1 protein-coding gene is annotated in these 2,023 nt (G+C 68.6%); it reads right to left on the bottom strand.

Annotated features, from left to right (window positions below; genetic code table 11):
- A partial coding sequence (locus HCC78_RS32280; RefSeq protein ID WP_172332780.1) for an NAD(P)/FAD-dependent oxidoreductase occupies positions 1 to 1,035 on the bottom strand: 1,035 nt, incomplete at its 3' end.
- Between the last annotated feature and the right edge of the window lie 988 nt (positions 1,036 to 2,023).

The raw sequence follows: 2,023 nt of genomic DNA, 5'->3' as shown, positions 1-2,023 counted from the left end.
GGCGGGATCGCGGAACACGATGTCCTCGCGCCCCTCGCCCTCGGCGAAATCCCCCGCCGAAAACAGGTCGCAGCCCGTCACCTTGAGCTTCGTCGACAGCTCGCGCATCACGAACGCGTCCTCGCTGCCGAGCAGTGTGGCAGCCAGCACCTTCGCCTGGTCGTAGAGCGGCGCCACCAGTCCGAAGAGGTTGCCTTCGAATTCGACGCATTCGCCGACTGCGAAGATGTCAGGATCCGAGCTCTGCATCCGCGCGTCGACCTTGATCGCGCGGCCCATTTCCAGCCCGGCCGCCGTTCCGAGTTCCGCCCGCGGCCGGATCCCGGCGGACATGACCACCAGCCCGGCCGGGATCTCGGTGCCGTCGGCCAGCACGACCTTCTCGACCTTGCCGTCGCCCTCGATCCGCTCGGTTCCGGCGCGGGTGATCACCCGGATGCCCCGCCGCTTCAGGTCCTTCTCGAGCAGGTAGCCCGCGGCCTCGTCGAGCTGGCGGTTCATCAGGTGCCCGGAATTGTGGAGCACCGTCACCTCCATGCCGCGCAGCCGCAGGGCGGCGGCAGCTTCCAGCCCGAGCAGCCCGCCGCCGATCACCACGGCAGCAGATCCCGGCACGGAGGCCGCGGCGATCATCGCGCCGGCATCCTCCATGTCGCGGAAGCCGATCACCCCGGGCAGGTCATGGCCGGGCAGCGGCACGATGAAGGGGGCTGCGCCGGTGGCGATGACCAGCTTGTCATAGGGCGTCTCGCCCTTCTCGCCGGTGACGACCTTGCGCGCGCGGTCGATCGCGGTGACGCGCTCGCCGAAGCGCGTCTCGACGCCGTGCCGCGCGTACCAGTCCGCGTCGTGGGTGACGATTTCTTCCGGGGATTTCTCGCCCGACAGGACCGGGGACAGCATGATCCGGTTGTAGTTGCCCCGCGGCTCGGCATTGAACAGCGTGACATCGAAGGCGCCGGGATCCGCTTCGAACAGGTGCTCTAGAACCCGCCCGGATGCCATGCCGGCGCCGATGACGACGAGCTTTTCCATGTCTCCATCCTTTCCGGCAGGGTCTCGTTCCGATGGGCCGCGCCGTCGGCGGGACCGCGGATTGCGGTTCTGCCGGGGAACCCTGCCTGTCCCCGGCCGTCCGCCTGGGTTGTTGCCTGCTGCCGGCGCGTCTTCCGCCCTGCGCCCGCCCCGCCCCCGGACCTGCTGCCGCGGCAGGTGCCGCTTCGGAAAACAGTTAAGCATCCTGCATGTTTTTGCCGAAGACATTCGGCCGCGAGCGGCGGAAATGCTGCGCCCGCGCACAAAAACGATGCGACTGCAGAAAATCCGGGAGGTCCGGACCGGCTGCGGTAGCGCCGAAGGCCGGGACCTTCAGCTCCCGCGGTGCGCGGTGCGCGGCCTGGACGAGGCCTGCATCCAGTTCCCGCGGCTGCCGATGCGGATGGCGTCCCCATTCGCGCCCATGCCCGGCGCGTAGCACGGCTGGTTAGCGCCCGCGGCAAGTTCGGGCCGGAAGACAGGGCGGACCGGCAGATTCGGCACCGCCCCGGCAGGAAGGGCGTGGCAGATTGGGGCAACCGGGACTTGCGTGCCCGGCATTCTGGCACGCAGCCCTTGCGGTCCGGGTCGCCGGACCACCGGCATGGAAAGCGGCGCCGCCAAACCTCGGCGCGTGCGGGCAACTGGCCGTCCTGAATGCTGGAGCGCAAGCTGCCGATGCTGGTGAGCGAGGCGCAAAACGGCGCGAACCGTCTGTGAGGCAATGGTACGAACTGCCTTTCCGCCAAGCCGCGGCCCTCCTCCCGGGCATGGGTGGAGTGAGTATCCGTCATGCGCAAGTGGCCTTTGGGGTCCGCAGGGCACTGATGCTGCAACCGCCCCCCGACGGCATCGCTGTGCCAAGGCGGGATCGCAACAATCCGAATTGGGAGGCCGGTGGTTTTCAAGGTTGTTGTCACCGGTGTCTATTTTCAGGCTGCGCACTCTCCTGACGCGGCCATGGGACCGCCGCCGACTGCTTCCCTGG

It is taken from the genome of Mangrovicoccus sp. HB161399, from assembly GCF_013184745.1.
GTDB lineage: Bacteria > Pseudomonadota > Alphaproteobacteria > Rhodobacterales > Rhodobacteraceae > Mangrovicoccus.
This window is presented reverse-complemented; position numbering and strand designations above follow the sequence as displayed.